Here is a 15,558-nt window from a genome sequence, read left to right as displayed (position 1 = left end):
TACGGGTCTGCTGGCGCTACCGGTCGGCATTGAGCGCGTCCACGGCTCCGCGCGCGTCGCCGATCGTCGTGTAGTCGACGGCGACGAAGTTCACCGGCCGGCCCCGCGCCCGCTCGCACTTCTCGACCCGGTCGAGGACGAAGTCACGGGCGTTGACCTCGCCCGCGTCCAGCCGACTGCCGCCGCCCGCGGTGATGAAGTGGTTGAGCAGGAACAGGCGTTTGCCGGTGCCGCCCCGATGGGGCACACAGCTCATCTGGTCGGGGCGCTGGAAGGAGAACGGCGTCTCCATGCCGTAGCGGTAGAAGTTGCGGTACCACGCGGCCGGGCCGTCCGCCTGCTCGGCGAAGACGACCAGCCGCCGGCCGCTGTCGATCATCTCGCCCAGCGTCGGCCAGGGCGCCGCCGGATCCTCGTCCGGAGTGAAGACGAGGTCGGTCAGCCCGGCCCGCGCGAACGCCTCCGCGGTCTCCTCCCCCGAGATCGCGTCCTGCACGATCAGGGTCAGCACCTCGGTCGGATGGTCGCGCATCCAGTCACCGATCTCGCGCAGCTCCGGCACCAGCGCGATCGCCCCGGCCCGGCACACGGCATGACACAGCCACAGCCCCTCCCGGGGCGGGTTGACCCGGTTGACGACGTTGGCGATCAGCGCCCGCTGCTCGGCCGAGAAGTCGGAATCGTTCAACCGCGCGGTGATCTCGTCGGGACGCTCCCACCGGTAGGTGTCGATCTGGAGGCCGCGCGCGCCGTCGTCCAGCTGTGTGGTGATGGGCGGGTCCTGGAGCGGGCCGATGAACCGGTCGGCGGTGGTCGACATGGCGTTGTGCGAGGTCAGAAACGCCACCTCGTCGTACGGCCGGTCGCACAACCGCACGCTGCCCTCGCACCGGCGGGGCGCGGAGGGTGCGGCGAGCGGCACCAGCACGAGACCGGCGAGCGCGAGGGCGCTCGCGCCGGTCGCCAGCGGACGGACGTACGCCGTCGCCGTCCGCAGCCGGGGCCGTACCTGTACCGCCCACCCGAATCCGGCGAGCAGAGCCCCCGCCACCAGCGGGATCAGGGCGCTGCCCAGGGCGGTGATCGTGATGTCGTCGAGGGCCGTGTCCTGGAGGTCGTCGACGAGGCGGGCGAGGCCGGTGGGCCAGCTCGCCGGCGGATCGACGAGCAGGTCACCGCCGACGAGGCGGACGAGAACGACGAACAGCGCGGTGAGCAGGCCACCGGCGGCCAGCGCCCAGCCCAGCAGCATCGGTCTGCGGCCGGGCGCGGGGGACCCGGTGAGCCACAGCACCACCAGGGCGGCGACGAGCAGAGCGGCGGCGACGGCCTCGACGATCCCGAGCCCGACCGCCGTGTAGGGATGGATCCGGTGCAGGCCCGTGAGGTCGAGGGACCGGTCGAGGTTCCAGTCCTCGCCCCCGGCGAGCGTCCGCAGCCGGGCGACCGAGGCGTGGGTGCGCTCGGACACCAGCGCGGGCGCCACCGTGGCGAGCACGGTGCCGATGTCCCCGTCGCCCAGGGCCACTTCGACGTCCGCCCGCAACGCCTCGCGCCGCTCCGCGGGCAGGGCGGCGAGGACCTGCTCGGCGGCCCTGGCGGCCTGCCCCTCGCTCAGGGGGAGGGCGGGCAGCGAGGCGGGGGCGCGTCCGGCGACGACGTCCTCCAGGGCCGTCGACAGGTCCGCCGAGAACGCGTCGAAGTCCGGCTCGGCCCGGTTCTGCACGGAGGCGACGAGATCGCCGAAGTAGATCTGCGCCAGGTCGTTGACGTTGTCCAGCACCGGGCGCAGATCGACGGACAGATCGAGGGGGTCCCGGTCGCCGCGGAGGTACCCGACGACGTTGCCGATCTGCTCGTGCGTGAGCTCGCGGACCGTCTCCGGAGGCAGCACCAGCTTGATGTTGGAGGTCACCACCGCCTCCGGCACGGGCAGCCCGGCCAGCAGGTTCCGGGCCACGGCCGCCGCCTTCGGATCGACCAGGACCTGGTCGTAAAGCCGGTCGTACGCGGACTCCTCGTCCAGCACCGACCGGTAGAACCCCTCCGACACGATCGTGGCGCGCGCGGTGGCCGCCACGGCGACGATCAGCGTGCAGAGCACGGCCGCGGCGAAGGCGAGGACGCGCAGCACCCTGCGCGGGGTCACGGGTTCCATGGGTCACCTGTCCCTCATGGTGATCTCGCCCCGCGGATGCCGCACCCCGGCCGTGCCCCGGCCCCTTACGGGGCTGCGCGAGGCGTTCCCGGGACCGCCTACTCTTGAGGGATGACCATCAGCAGCGACCGGAGCCCGGCAGTGGACGTCTCAGTGCCCAAGACCTACGAAGTCCGTACCTACGGGTGCCAGATGAACGTCCACGACTCCGAGCGATTGTCCGGACTGCTGGAGGATGCCGGGTACGTGCGCGCGCCCGAGGGCTCCGACGGTGACGCCGACGTGGTGGTCTTCAACACCTGCGCGGTCCGCGAGAACGCGGACAACCGGCTGTACGGCAACCTCGGCCGCCTCGCGCCCAAGAAGACCTCGCGGCCCGGCATGCAGATCGCGGTCGGTGGATGCCTGGCGCAGAAGGACCAGGACACCATCGTGAAGAAGGCGCCCTGGGTGGACGTCGTCTTCGGCACGCACAACATCGGCAAGCTGCCGGTCCTGCTGGAACGCGCGCGCGTGCAGGAGGAGGCGCAGGTCGAGATCGCCGAGAGCCTGGAGGCGTTCCCGTCGACCCTGCCGACCCGGCGCGAGAGCGCGTACGCGGCCTGGGTGTCGATCTCCGTCGGCTGCAACAACACCTGCACCTTCTGTATCGTCCCCGCGCTGCGCGGCAAGGAGAAGGACCGCCGTACCGGTGACATCCTCGCCGAGATCGAGGCCCTGGTGTCCGAGGGGGTCTCCGAGATCACGCTGCTCGGCCAGAACGTCAACGCGTACGGCTCCGACATCGGCGACCGCGAGGCCTTCAGCAAGCTGCTGCGGGCCTGCGGGAAGATCGAGGGCCTGGAGCGGGTCCGCTTCACCTCTCCGCACCCGCGCGACTTCACGGACGACGTGATCGCTGCGATGGCGGAAACCCCGAACGTGATGCCGCAGCTGCACATGCCGCTCCAGTCCGGCTCGGACACGGTCCTGAAGGCGATGCGCCGCTCGTACCGGCAGGAGCGTTTCCTCGGGATCATCGAGAAGGTGCGCGCCGCGATGCCGGACGCCGCGATCTCGACGGACATCATCGTGGGCTTCCCCGGCGAGACCGAGGAGGACTTCGAGCAGACCATGCACACGGTCCGCGAGGCGCGCTTCACCAACGCCTTCACCTTCCAGTACTCCAAGCGCCCCGGAACCCCGGCCGCGACCATGGAGGGCCAGATCCCCAAGGAGGTCGTCCAGGCGCGCTACGAGCGTCTCGTCGCCCTCCAGGAGGAGATCTCCTGGGACGAGAACAAGAAGCAGGTCGGCCGCACGCTGGAGCTGATGGTCGCCGAGGGCGAGGGCCGCAAGGACGGCACCACCCACCGCCTCTCCGGCCGCGCCCCCGACAACCGCCTGGTCCACTTCACCAAGCCGGACGAGGAAGTCCGCCCCGGTGACGTCGTGACGGTCGAGATCACCTACGCCGCCCCGCACCACCTCCTCGCCGAGGGCGACGTCCTGAACGTGCGCCGCACGCGCGCGGGGGACGCCTGGGAGAAGCGCAACGCCGCCGAGGCGGCCAAGCCGGCGGGCGTGCTGCTGGGCCTCCCGAAGATCGGCGTACCGGAGCCGCTGCCGGCGGCCACGGGTGGGTGCGCGGCGCACTGAGGCCGGGGTTCGGCGTCGGACGGCGTCGGCGGAGTGACATGTCGGTGCCGGACGGCGTCGGTGGAGTGACGCGTCGGTGCCGGACGGCGTTACGCTGCCGATCATGCTTGTCGCCGCTGCTGTCTGCCCCTGTCCGCCCCTCCTTGTGCCCGAGGTCGCCGCGGGCGCCGCGCCTGAGCTGGATGCCGCGCGTGCCGCCTGCACGGACGCGCTCGGCGTGCTCGCCGCCGCCCGGCCGGACCGGCTCGTGGTGATCGGGCCCGCCGAGCAGAGCGGCCGCGGCGTGCACGCGGAGGGCGCGCGGGGTTCGTTCCGGGGCTTCGGCTTGGAGGTCGACGTGCGGCTGGGGCGGGACACCGGTGTCGCGGCCGAGCACACCCTGCCGACCTCGTTGGCCGTGGCCGCGTGGCTGCTGGCGAGGACCGCGTGGTCGGACGCCCCGATCGAGGGACTCGGGGTGGGGGAACCACTCGCGGCCGAGCGGTGTATTGAAGTCGGAAGGGACATCGCCGCGCGGGACGAGCGCGTGGCGCTGCTGGTGATGGGCGACGCCAGCGCCTGCCGCACCCTCAAGGCACCCGGCTACCTGGACGAGCGGGCGGCACCCTTCGACGCGGAGGTCGCGCGGGCGTTGGGCGCGGCGGACGTGGCGGCCCTGCAAGCGCTGGACACCGACCTGGCGTACGAGCTCAAGGCGTCGGGGCGGGCCCCCTGGCAGGTCCTCGCGGGCGCGGCCGAAGGGGCGGGGCTCGGCGGGGAGCTGCTGTACGAGGACGCGCCGTACGGCGTGGGGTACGTGGTCGCGGCCTGGTCCTGACGCGCGCGCGGTGCGCAGACCGCCCCTTGCGCCGCCCTCGTGAAACGGCGGACGGCCGGAAGCGGTTGCTCCACGGCCGTCCGTCGATGTGCCGTTCAGGAAGCCGGCGGTGGTGAGGACGGGGGCGTGGAGGTGCCGCCCGTGCCGCCGTCGTCCTTGTGCGCGAGTCGGTCCATGGCGCCCTTGGCCTTGCCCGTGCCCGTCTGGATCTTGTCGCTGTACTTGCCCTTGGTCTTCTCGTCGACGACCTTCGCGGCCTTGTCGAGACCGTGCTGGATCTTGTCGCCGTGCTGCTGTGCGAGACCGGAGACCTTGTCCTTGGCCGGGTTGAGCTTGGCCTTCAAATTGTCCAGGAGACCCATCGTTCACCTTCCCGCGCGGGGGCAGTTACGTGCGGGCGCTCTCGCCGGCCTCACTGCCGGCCGCCTCTTCCGCGGACTGCTGCTCGGCGGACTGCTGCTTGGGAATGTCGACACCCTCGGCGCTCTCGGTGGCACCGGCGTCGCCGGGCTCCGTGGCCGTCGCTGTCTCCGTCGACGCGGCCGCTTCCTCGGTTCCGGCCCCGGCCTCGGTCTGTGCCTCGGTCGGTTCCTTCGCCGCCGCCGTATCCGCCGCCTCTTCCGTCTCGGGGTCGGCCGTCAGTGTGGCGGCCGCCGCCTCGACGGTTGACGTCTCCTCCGCAGCCTTCGACCTCCGGAGAAGTCGTGCGAAAACACCCATATACGCTCCATACGGTACTCTTGCGGGCGAAATCCCGCGTTGCCCGGTGCGCCCATTTGCGTCGACCGGGGTGCCGCCTTAGCGAACCGGCGGCGAAAACCTCGCAACAGGCAACGACCCCCGGCCCGTGCCGTCACGTAACTCGTTCGAGGCCACACCGCGACGTTTGCGAGACTGGGGCAGTGAGCAGCGCACCCCCCGCCCCCCGAGTCATCGCCGTCGTCGGACCGACCGCGGCCGGAAAGTCCGATCTGGGCGTCTTCCTGGCCCAGCGCCTCGGCGGCGAGGTCGTCAACGCCGACTCCATGCAGCTCTACCGAGGGATGGACATCGGCACCGCCAAACTGACGCCCGAGGAGCGCGGCGGCGTTCCGCACCACCTTCTCGACATCTGGGACGTGACCGTCACGGCGTCCGTCGCCGAGTACCAGCGCCTCGCCCGCGAGCGGATCGACGCCCTGCTCGCCGACGGACGCTGGCCGATCCTGGTCGGCGGCTCCGGCCTCTACGTCCGTGGCGCCGTCGACAACCTCGAGTTCCCCGGCACCGACCCCGAGGTCAGGGCGCGTCTGGAGGAGGAGCTCACGCTCCGCGGCTCCGGCGCGCTGCACGCCCGTCTGGCGGCCGCCGACCCCGAGGCGGCGCAGGCGATCCTGCCCAGCAACGGCCGCCGTATCGTCCGCGCCCTGGAGGTCATCGAGATCACCGGCCGGCCCTTCACCGCCAACCTCCCTGGCCACGACTCGGTCTACGACACCGTCCAGATCGGCGTCGACGTGGCGCGCCCCGAACTCGACGAGCGCATCGCGCGCCGCGTCGACCGGATGTGGGACGCCGGACTGGTGGACGAGGTGGCCTCCCTGGAGGCGCAGGGCCTGCGCGAGGGGCGCACGGCGTCGCGTGCGCTCGGCTACCAGCAGGTGCTCGCGGCGCTCTCCGGGGAGTGCACACAGGAGGAGGCGCGGGCCGAGACCGTACGTGCCACCAAGCGCTTCGCGCGCCGTCAGGATTCATGGTTCAGGCGCGACCCACGGGTGCACTGGCTCAGTGGGGCTGCGGCGGATCTCACAGAACTTCCAAAGCTCGCACTGGCGTTGGTCGAACGACCGGTTACAGCCTGATCACGTCCTGGCATCGGGACGCTCAGGCCGTCATCCGGCCCGTCGGCGCCGTGCCATCATCGAGCTTCGATCGACCAAGTGGAGTCCGAGTTGGGAGGGCGCGTGGCGATGGAGGCCGGCCCTCGCGACACCGCACGAAGCACCGAGCCCCGCACCGCAGACGGCGGTGAACCGGAGCAGGATGGCGACCGTCTGAGCCCCGACGGGCCCGACGAGACGCAGGGCGGTGTGATCGCCGACGGCCCCGAGCCCGAGGAGATGTTCGCCGACGGCCCCGAGGTCGAGGTCGAGCTGCGTCCCCAGCGCCGGATGCGTATCTGGCAGCTCGCGCCCATCGTGTCCCTGGCCGCGCTCGGCTCCCTGATGTTCGCCTTCCCGCTCGCCTTCGACTTCGGCGACAGCGGGGCCGTGATCGCCATGCTGGGCCTGCTGATCTGCTCGTGCGCGGCGGGCTGGGGCATGATGGCCGCCCGCCGGGTCGGTTACACCTGGCCGGGGCTGCCGCAGCGTGGTTCCGGTCGGCGTGCGGACTGGCGCGTCGTGCTGTTGTACGTCGTGCTCGTGGCCGCGGTGGTCGCGCTGGCGGTGCTCCGCGTGGCGCGGCTGCGCTGACCTGCACGCGCGCGTGCAGGGGCCGTACGGCCGCCGATGACCGGCTGTCGTACCCACCCCGTACGATCGAGGAATGAGCACGCGGATCGCCTTCCTCAAGGGTCACGGCACCGAGAACGACTTCGTGATCGTCCCGGACCCCGAGAACGTCATCGACCTGCCCCCCGCCGCCGTCGCCGCGCTGTGCGACCGCCGGGCCGGCATCGGCGGTGACGGCCTGCTCCACGTCGTGCGATCCGCCGCGCACCCCGAGGCCAAGGGCATGGCGGGCGAGGCGGAGTGGTTCATGGACTACCGCAACGGCGACGGCTCGATCGCCGAGATGTGCGGCAACGGCGTCCGTGTCTTCGCCCGCTACCTCCAGCACGCGGGACAGGTGACCGAGGGCGACCTGGCCGTGGCCACGCGCGGCGGCGTGAAGACCGTGCACCTCGCCAAGGACGGTGACGTCACCGTCGGCATGGGCAGGGCCCGTCTCCCCGAAGGAGACGTCGAGGTGAGCGTCGGCGAGCGCAGCTGGCCCGCGCGGAACGTGAACATGGGCAACCCGCACGCCGTGGCCTTCGTGGAGGACCTCGCTCACGCGGGCACCCTGTACGACGCGCCGCCCTTCAGCCCCGCCTCCGCCTACCCGGACGGGGTCAACGTGGAGTTCGTCGTCGACCGCGGTCCGCGACACGTGGCCCTGCGCGTGCACGAGCGCGGTTCCGGCGAGACCCGCTCGTGCGGCACGGGCGCGTGCGCGGTCGCCGTGGCCACGGCCCGCCGGGACGGCGTCGACCCGGCCGTGACCGGGACCCCGGCGACGTACACCGTCGACGTGCCCGGCGGCACCCTCGTGATCACCGAGCGGCCCGACGGAGAGATCGAGATGACCGGCCCGGCCGTGATCGTCGCCGAGGGCGAGATCGACCGGGAATGGCTGGAAAGCGCAGCGCGTTGATCGAGTGAAACGCGGGTTCCGACGGCTTGGAACGCTGGGATCCGTGGCCTCACCCGGCCCCGGTGCTACAAAACGACGGAGAACCGCAGGTCGGGTGGCGCGAAACCGTAAACCTGAAAACCGTCGCTCGAATGGGTGATCCGTTTCACGCTCGACGAGAGGCGGTCAGCCGCGCGTGATGGGCTCGGTAGCATCAAGCACCGGCCCGGACGGGGGACCGATGCCATCCCCCGAGCCGTGTCCGCCCTGGGGCACCCCGTCCGCCGGTCAATGCAGCCGGAGGTGCCCATGAGTGCGGAGGCCACGAACCCCGCGACCCCAGGTCCGGTAACAGGACCTGCGGCGCGCTGGCGGGCGCGGATCGATCTGCGCCGTCTGGGCCGCGCCGCCCTGCTCGGCCCGGCTGCCCGCGACCGGCTGCCCGACGCCATCGGCCATGTCGCGGAGGCCCACCGCGCCCACCACCCCGACGCCGACCTCGAACCCCTGCGCCGCGCCTGGGTGCTGGCCGAGTCCTCGCACCGCGGCCAGATGCGCAAGAGCGGCGAGCCGTACATCACGCACCCGCTCGCGGTCACCCTGATCCTCGCCGAACTCGGCGCCGAGACCACGACCTTGACCGCCTCGCTGCTGCACGACACCGTCGAGGACACCGATGTGACGCTCGATCAGGTCGGCGAGGAGTTCGGCGCCGAGGTGCGCTACATCGTCGACGGCGTCACGAAGTTGGAGAAGGTCGACTACGGCGCCGCCGCCGAGCCGGAGACCTTCCGCAAGATGCTGAAGGCCACCGGCAGCGACGTCCGCGTGATGTCGATCAAACTCGCCGACCGGCTGCACAACATGCGCACCCTCGGCGTCATGCGCCCGGAGAAGCAGGCCCGCATCGCCAAGGTCACCCGCGACGTCCTCATCCCGCTCGCCGAACGGCTCGGTGTGCAGGCCCTCAAGACCGAACTGGAAGACCTGGTCTTCGCGATCCTGCACCCCGAGGAGTACGAGCACACGCGGGAGTTGATCGTCGACAACGCCTCCCGCGCGGACGACCCGCTCGCCGAGATCGCCGACGAGGTGCGCGGTGTCCTGCGCGACGCCGACATCCCGGCCGAAGTCGTCATCCGGCCACGGCACTTCGTCTCCGTGCACCGAGTGGCCCGCAAACGCGGCCAGTTGCGCGGCGCGGACTTCGGTCGGCTGTTGGTGCTCGTGAACGAGGACGCGGACTGTTACGGCGTGCTCGGCGAGCTCCACACCTGTCTGACGCCCGTCGTCTCGGAGTTCAAGGACTTCATCGCCGTACCGAAGTTCAACCTGTACCAGTCGCTGCACACCGCCGTCGCCCGCCCCGACGGCCAGGTCGCCGAAGTCCTCATCCGCACCCACCAGATGCACAAGGTCGCCGAGGCCGGCGTCATCGCGCTCGGCAATCCCTACGCCCCTCCTTCGGCGGAGCCCGTCGACGGCGAGCGCGAGGACCCGACCCGGCCCGGCTGGCTCTCCCGGCTCCTCGACTGGCAGGAGGCCGCGCCCGACCCCGACACGTTCTGGTCGGTCCTGCGCGAGGACCTCGCCCAGGACCGCGAGATCACCGTCTTCCGCCCCGACGGCGGCACCCTGGGCCTGCCCGACGGCGCGACCTGTGTGGACGCCGCGTACGCGCAGTACGGCGAGGACGCGCACGCGTGCATCGGCGCCCGCGTCAACGGCCGGCTGGCGACCCTGAGCACCGTTCTGCGGGACGGCGACACCGTCCAGCTCCTCATGGGGCAGGACCCGGCCTCCGAGCCCTCCAGGGAGTGGCTGGAGCACGCGCACACACCCGCCGCGCGGATCGCCATCCAGCGGTGGATCGCGACACATCCCTCGCACGAGGAACCGCTGGAGGCCGACGAGACCGCGGAGCGCGAGGTCACGCCGCGCGCGGCCGCCGAGGCCACCTTCGCCGACGGTCCGGCCCTGCGCCCCGGTGGCGCCGAGGTCCTGGTCGACCAGCCGGGCGCGACCGCCCGGCTGGCCGGCTGCTGCACGCCCGTACCGCCCGACGACATCACCGGCTTCGCGGTACGCGGGGGAGTGGTCACCGTGCACCGGGTCGAGTGTGCGGCGGTGGCGCGCATGACGCAGGCGGGGCGCACGGAGGTCGGCGTGCGCTGGGGCGAGACCGCCGGGTGCCGGGTCACGCTGTTCGCTGAATCGTTCGGCCGCCCTCATCTGCTCGCCGACCTCACCGAGGCCATGGCCCTCGAAGGCGCCGAGATCGTCTCGGCGACCGTCGAGCCGCCCAGCCAGCAGCGGGTCCGCCACAGCTACACGGTCGAGCTGCCGGACGCGGCCCTGCTGCCCGCGCTCATGCGGGCCATGCGCAATGTTCCCGGGGTGTACGACGTGGGCCGGGCGCAGACGACGAACGCCTGAGGCCCCGAATGTGCCGGGCGGGCCCGGTAGCTTGCTAGGTCACATGAAGGCCGTCTCCGCGAAGGAGGCGCCACCGCGCTCGGCGTGCCCCAGGACCAGGCGGCGCGCATGCCGAGGCGGCTGCCGGATGAACTGGCGGAAGCCGTCGGCACGGAACCTGAGGTCGAACGCGTGGCCCTCGATGTGCCAGAGCGGCACCTCACTCCACGCGGGCCTGTCGTCCTTCGGCGACAGCCGGTGCAACGCGTCGATCTCCAGGTCCAGGAACAGGCCCGAGAAGTCGAGATTCCCTTCGAGGTCCCAGACGTCTTCGAAGACGAGCGTCGCGGGAGCCACCCAGAAGCTGAAGTGCGTCTCCGGCGGGGTGGGGTGGACCCAGCGGACGACATAGTCCAGGTCGAACAGCAGGCGGGGCAGCACCGCGTCCGTTCGCTGCACGAAGAGCCCGTGGATCGTGACGTCGTGCCACCCCATCCGCTCGAAGTCCGCGTCGCTCCAGACGCCCTTCTCCAGCCCCGACTCCGCATGCGCGTCCACGTCCGCATCCAACCAGGTCGTTACTCGTTCGGGTGGGCCGGGTGCGAGTCGTCGCCGCACGGCACGCGCGCGCTGGTAGCCGTGGTGCATGCTGCTCTCCCCCCACGCCAGGAAGCCCCGTCGGCTGAAGGCGGCCGCACTGCTCGCCTCCGCCGTCTCCGTCTGCCTCGTCGCCGCGAGCGCCCCCGCCGCCCCGCTGGGGGTCGGCGACCGCCTCTTCCCGCACCTCGGCAACCCCGGATACGACGTGGCGTCGTACGACCTCTCCTTCACCTATCCCGGCTCCAACAGTGAGCCGCTCCAGGCCGTCACGACCATCGACGCCTGGACGACCACCTCTCTCGACCGCATCAACCTCGACTTCGCGCACGGCGAGGTCGAGTCGGTGGAGGTCGACGGGAAGCCCGCCGCGTTCGCCGGCGCCGACGAGGACCTGGTGGTCACGCCCGAGGACGAGCTGCCCCGCGGCAGCTGGATGCGGATCACCGTGAAGCACACCAGCGACCCCGTGTCGTCCGACGACCGCGACGGCGGCTGGGTGCGGACCACGGACGGGCTCGCCATGGCCAACCAGGCCGACGCCGCCCACCTGGTCTTCCCCTGCAACGACCACCCCTCCGACAAGGCGATGTTCACCATCCGGATCACCGCGCCCGACGGCTACACCGCCGTCGCGGGCGGCCTGCCGACCGGCGTGGACCGGGCCGCCGGGGCGACCACCTGGACGTACCGCACCCAGCACCCCATGGCCACCGAACTCGCCCAGGTGTCCATCGGCCGCTCCACGGTGCTGCACCGCACGGGCCCGCACGGACTTCCGCTCCGTGACGTCGTGCCCACCAAGCACCGCGAGGCGCTCGAACCGTGGCTGGAGAAGACCCCGGACCAGATCGCCTGGATGGAGAGCAAGGTCGGCCGCTTCCCCTTCGAGACGTACGGCCTGCTCATGGCCGACGCCGACACCGGCTTCGAACTCGAGACGCAGACACTCTCTCTCTTCGAGAGAGAGCTCTTCACCGAGCCCGCGTACCCCAAGTGGTACGTCGAGTCGATCATGGTGCATGAGCTGGCCCACCAGTGGTTCGGCGACAGCGTCGCCCCGGCCGCGTGGTCCGACCTCTGGCTCAACGAGGGGCACGCCACCTGGTACGAGGCCCTGTACGCCGAGGAGAAGGCCGGCAAGACCCTGGAAGCCCGGATGAAGGCGGCGTACGGCGCCTCCGACCGCTGGCGCGCGGCAGGCGGCCCGCCCGCCGCGCCCAAGGCCCCCGACCCCGGCCAGAAGATCAGCATCTTCCGGCCGAACGTCTACGACGGCGCCGCGCTCGCCCTGTACGCCCTGCGCCAGGAGATCGGCCGCGAGACCTTCGAGCGTCTGGAACGGGTCTGGGTGAGCCGACACGCCGACGGCACGGCCACGACGGAGGATTTCGTGCGCCTGGCCTCGCAACTGTCCGGACGTGATCTCGGCGGCTTCTTCCAGGAGTGGCTGTACGGCGAGAAGACCCCGCCGATGCCGGGGCACCCCGAGTGGAAGTCCGTCGCACCGGGCAAATAAGGCGATGACGAGACGCCTCGTCCCGTGCGACCATCGTCCGGTCGGCGCGGCACGGGACACGGGAATCTCCCGGGGTACTCGTGCGTTGTGATCGGTGACGCAGTCACCATCGCCGAATCGGCATCCCCAACGACGTAAGGACCCAATGACCTCCTCTTCATCCCCTTCCCAGGACACACAGCGCTTCGCGCACACATACCCCGACGGTCTTCGGGCCGATGCCCTGATGGAAGAGGACGTCGCCTGGAGCCACGAGATCGACGGAGAACGGGACGGCGACCAGTTCGACCGCTCCGAGCGCGCGGCTCTGCGCCGCGTGGCGGGCCTCTCCACCGAGCTCGAGGACGTCACCGAGGTCGAGTACCGCCAGCTCCGTCTGGAGCGGGTCGTACTCGTCGGCGTCTGGACCACGGGGACCGCGCAGGACGCGGACAACTCCCTCGCGGAGCTCGCCGCCCTCGCGGAGACCGCGGGCGCACTGGTGCTCGACGGCGTCATCCAGCGCCGCGACAAGCCCGACGCGGCCACCTTCATCGGTTCCGGCAAGGCCCTGGAGCTCCGCGACATCGTCGTGGAGTCCGGCGCCGACACCGTCATCTGTGACGGTGAGCTCAGCCCGGGCCAGCTCATCGCCCTCGAAGACGTCGTCAAGGTCAAGGTCATCGACCGTACGGCCCTGATCCTCGACATCTTCGCCCAGCACGCCAAGTCCCGAGAGGGCAAGGCGCAGGTCGCGCTCGCGCAGATGCAGTACATGCTGCCGAGGCTCCGAGGCTGGGGTCAGTCGCTGTCCCGTCAGATGGGCGGCGGCAAGGGCGGCGGACTCGCCACCCGTGGTCCCGGTGAGACCAAGATCGAGACGGACCGGCGTCGCATCCGCGAGAAGATGGCGAAGATGCGCCGGGAGATCGCGGACATGAAGACCGGCCGCGAGATCAAGCGCCAGGAACGCAAGCGCAACAAGGTGCCGTCCGTCGCCATCGCGGGCTACACCAACGCCGGCAAGTCCTCGCTGCTCAACCGTCTGACCGGGGCGGGTGTCCTGGTCGAGAACGCCCTGTTCGCGACCCTGGACCCGACCGTCCGCAGGGCTGAGACGCCCAGCGGGCGCCTGTACACGCTGGCGGACACCGTCGGCTTCGTACGGCATCTGCCGCACCACCTGGTCGAGGCGTTCCGCTCCACCATGGAGGAGGTCGGCGAGTCCGACCTGATCCTGCACGTGGTGGACGGCTCGCATCCGAACCCGGAGGAGCAGCTGGCCGCCGTGCGCGAGGTGATCACGGACGTCGGCGCCACCGGCGTACCCGAGATCGTCGTGATCAACAAGGCCGATGCGGCGGACCCGCTGACGCTTCAGCGGCTGATGCGCATCGAGAAGCGTTCGATCGCGGTCTCGGCCCGTACCGGCCAGGGCATCCAGGAACTGCTCGCGCTCATCGACAACGAGCTGCCGCGGCCCTCGGTCGAGATCGAGGCGCTCGTGCCGTACACGCTCGGCAAGCTGGTCGCGCGTGCCCACTCCGAGGGCGAGGTGATCTCCGAGGAGCACACCCCGGAGGGCACCCTGCTCAAGGTGCGGGTGCACGAGGAGCTGGCGGCGGATCTCGCGCCGTACGTTCCGGCGCCGGTGGCGTAGCAGCATGTAGACATGAAGGCCCGCCCCTCGGTGTGAGGGGCGGGCCTTGTTTATGCGTACGGCTACTTGGCGCCGTACGTCTTGCTCATGTTCTGGTAGATCGCCTCGGCGGTCCTGCCCAGCTGCGGGCCCGCCAGCCAGGTGTTGTCGGCCGGGCCGATCGACGTGTTCGAGACCAGCTTGGTCTCACCGTCCACCACCCGGAACCAGCCGCCGCCGGACGAACCGCCGGTCATGGTGCAGCCGATGCGGTACATCGTCGGCAGCGTCGTGCTGAGCGAGAGGCGGCCCGGCTGGTCGATGCACTTGAACATCTTCAGCCCGTTGTACGGGGCCGCCTGCGGGTAGCCCCAGGCGCCCATCTTGGCGACCTCGGTGGCGGACGGGGCGGAGAAGTCGATGTCCAGCGCGGCGCCGACGGTCTCCTCGAGCGACTTGGCGCCGGACTCCGGCTTCACATGCAGCACCGAGTAGTCGTACGCCGCCCCGTCGCCGCCGGTCTCCGAGCCGCCCGCGATCCACTCGTTCGACGTGGAGGCCCAGTCCGCCCACCACTGGCCGTACGGGGCGATCTCCGTGGCGTTGGAGTTGGTCAGCTGCGCCTCGGACTTGCCGTAGTCGTTGTACGCCGGGACGAACATGATGTTGCGGTACCAGCCGCCGCCGCTGCCCGCGTGCACGCAGTGACCCGCCGTCCACACCAGGTTGGACTTGCCCGGGTGGTTCACGTCCTTGACGACCGTGCCCGAACACACGGCATGACCCTCGGGAGTGTCGAAGAAGATCTTGCCGACCGGGGCCGCGTTCTCGTGGTACGGCGTCTTCTCCGCGGACGCCTCGACGGGCAGCGGGTCCGGGTCGGTGACGCCCGTGTCGGCCGCCGCGTCCTTCGTCGAGTACGTCTTGTTGGCCTCCTTCGCGGACTTCATCCGCTCCGGCTTCCACAGACCGTCGATGACCGGGTTGACGAAGTCCTTGGCCTCACTGAGCCACTTGTCCTTGTCCCAGTTCTTCCAGCCTCCGTCCTTCCAGTCGTCGACGTCGATGCCGTGCTTCTTGAGCTTGTCGGCGATGTCGGCCGGGATCTGGATCTTGTCGTTGCCGCTGTCGGCCGCCTGGGAGGTGGTGGCCCCGGGCTTGTCGCTGGCCTCGTCCGAGCCGTTGCAGGCCGTCGCGGTCAGCGCCAGGGCGGCGACCAGGCCGGTGGCGGCGAGTGCGGTGCGGCGCCGCTGGGATGACGTACGGGACGTACGTGTGGAACGCATGGTGCGGTGACCCCCGTTGGAACTGTCGTCGTGAAGCTGTTCATGTACTGCTATGTCATGCGCGCGTCATGGCGAGGGCGGGTTGCTGAGGTCCTCGGGCGCGCGACACCCCACTATGCCCGTGCAGTTGAGGGC

Annotated in this window: 13 protein-coding genes; 8 read left to right on the top strand and 5 right to left on the bottom strand. The window is 71.0% G+C overall.

Features of this window, described 5'->3' with window-relative positions; genetic code table 11:
• Positions 1–16: 16 nt before the first annotated feature.
• Positions 17–2,158 (bottom strand): hypothetical protein, encoded by a 2,142-nt coding sequence (locus OG885_RS12990; protein WP_405730524.1) that lies wholly within the window; start codon positions 2,156–2,158, stop codon positions 17–19.
• Between the two features lie 111 nt (positions 2,159–2,269).
• Here OG885_RS12990 and miaB point away from each other — a divergent pair, with 111 nt between their 5' ends.
• On the top strand, positions 2,270–3,796 hold the full coding sequence (gene miaB / locus OG885_RS12985; protein WP_405730522.1) for a tRNA (N6-isopentenyl adenosine(37)-C2)-methylthiotransferase MiaB: 1,527 nt from the start codon (positions 2,270–2,272) through the stop codon (positions 3,794–3,796).
• Positions 3,797–3,899: 103 nt separating this feature from the next.
• Positions 3,900–4,613, top strand: coding sequence for a class III extradiol dioxygenase subunit B-like domain-containing protein (locus OG885_RS12980; RefSeq protein WP_405730520.1), 714 nt, complete (start codon positions 3,900–3,902; stop codon positions 4,611–4,613).
• Positions 4,614–4,708: 95 nt separating this feature from the next.
• On the opposite strand, the gene OG885_RS12975 is transcribed toward OG885_RS12980, so the two are convergent.
• Both OG885_RS12975 and OG885_RS12970 read right to left on the bottom strand, forming a co-directional pair.
• Positions 4,709–4,975, bottom strand: coding sequence for an antitoxin (locus OG885_RS12975; protein WP_405730518.1), 267 nt, complete (start codon positions 4,973–4,975; stop codon positions 4,709–4,711).
• Between the two features lie 25 nt (positions 4,976–5,000).
• The gene (locus tag OG885_RS12970; protein ID WP_405730516.1) at positions 5,001–5,333 is read right to left on the bottom strand and encodes a hypothetical protein; all 333 of its coding nucleotides are present in this window, start codon (positions 5,331–5,333) and stop codon (positions 5,001–5,003) included.
• A gap of 182 nt (positions 5,334–5,515) precedes the next feature.
• Between OG885_RS12970 and miaA the strand changes: the two genes are divergently transcribed.
• The 4 genes from miaA to OG885_RS12950 all read left to right on the top strand — a co-directional run bounded on the left by miaA (position 5,516) and on the right by OG885_RS12950 (position 10,424).
• The gene (gene miaA, locus OG885_RS12965) at positions 5,516–6,454 is read left to right on the top strand and encodes a tRNA (adenosine(37)-N6)-dimethylallyltransferase MiaA (protein WP_399950220.1); all 939 of its coding nucleotides are present in this window, start codon (positions 5,516–5,518) and stop codon (positions 6,452–6,454) included.
• Positions 6,455–6,562: 108 nt separating this feature from the next.
• Positions 6,563–7,066 (top strand): hypothetical protein, encoded by a 504-nt coding sequence (locus OG885_RS12960; RefSeq protein ID WP_399951897.1) that lies wholly within the window; start codon positions 6,563–6,565, stop codon positions 7,064–7,066.
• Between the two features lie 73 nt (positions 7,067–7,139).
• On the top strand, positions 7,140–8,009 hold the full coding sequence (dapF, locus tag OG885_RS12955) for a diaminopimelate epimerase (protein WP_405730514.1): 870 nt from the start codon (positions 7,140–7,142) through the stop codon (positions 8,007–8,009).
• 288 nt (positions 8,010–8,297) lie between these two features.
• A complete protein-coding gene (locus OG885_RS12950; RefSeq protein WP_405730512.1) occupies positions 8,298–10,424 on the top strand; it encodes a RelA/SpoT family protein in 2,127 nt (708 codons plus the stop codon).
• Between the two features lie 39 nt (positions 10,425–10,463).
• Here OG885_RS12950 and OG885_RS12945 read toward each other — a convergent pair whose 3' ends face one another.
• Entirely contained in the window at positions 10,464–10,961 is a 498-nt protein-coding gene (locus tag OG885_RS12945; RefSeq protein WP_405730510.1) for a hypothetical protein, read from the bottom strand.
• Positions 10,962–11,049: 88 nt separating this feature from the next.
• Here OG885_RS12945 and OG885_RS12940 point away from each other — a divergent pair, with 88 nt between their 5' ends.
• Positions 11,050–12,519, top strand: coding sequence for a M1 family metallopeptidase (locus tag OG885_RS12940; protein ID WP_405730508.1), 1,470 nt, complete (start codon positions 11,050–11,052; stop codon positions 12,517–12,519).
• Positions 12,520–12,664: 145 nt separating this feature from the next.
• Positions 12,665–14,158, top strand: a complete 1,494-nt coding sequence (gene hflX / locus OG885_RS12935; RefSeq protein WP_405730506.1) for a GTPase HflX — start codon at positions 12,665–12,667, stop codon at positions 14,156–14,158.
• 62 nt (positions 14,159–14,220) lie between these two features.
• Here the strand turns inward: hflX and OG885_RS12930 are convergent, their stop codons facing one another.
• Positions 14,221–15,423, bottom strand: a complete 1,203-nt coding sequence (locus OG885_RS12930; protein ID WP_405730504.1) for a trypsin-like serine peptidase — start codon at positions 15,421–15,423, stop codon at positions 14,221–14,223.
• Positions 15,424–15,558 lie beyond the last annotated feature (135 nt).

Source organism: Streptomyces sp. NBC_00028 (assembly GCF_045041065.1).
In the GTDB taxonomy this organism is placed as follows: Bacteria; Actinomycetota; Actinomycetes; order Streptomycetales; family Streptomycetaceae; genus Streptomyces.
This window is presented reverse-complemented; position numbering and strand designations above follow the sequence as displayed.